Raw genomic sequence first — 268 nt, 5'->3', positions numbered from 1 at the left:
ATCCGACGGGGCTAGCGCTAGGTCCATAGGCGCCACTGCTGTGGATGGCAACCAGATCGCCCGTCTCAAGTGGAGGCAAGGAAATTGCGTTGGCTAGTCGGTCAATCGACGTGCACAGGGGACCCACCAGCGTAACCGGTTCCAACGGCCCCTGGCCATTCACCTTGTGCATAGGGTAGTTGCGGTGCATGACCATGCCGAAGTGGCCACTGGCGGGGAGATGAGCGTTCATACCACCGTCGCAAATCGCGATCTTGGTGCCGCGTGA

The 268-nt window shown here is 60.4% G+C and carries 1 pseudogene; it reads right to left on the bottom strand.

From position 1 onward, the window contains the following. A pseudogene (locus SB658_RS24385) lies at positions 1-247 on the bottom strand (diaminopimelate decarboxylase); the annotation flags it as partial. Positions 248-268: the final 21 nt, after the last annotated feature.

The organism is Bacillus sp. SIMBA_008, from assembly GCF_046535495.1.
GTDB classification, from domain to species: Bacteria; Bacillota; Bacilli; order Bacillales; family Bacillaceae; genus Bacillus; species Bacillus subtilis.
Note: the sequence above shows the minus strand (reverse complement) of the source record. Positions and strands in the feature narration are given on the sequence as shown.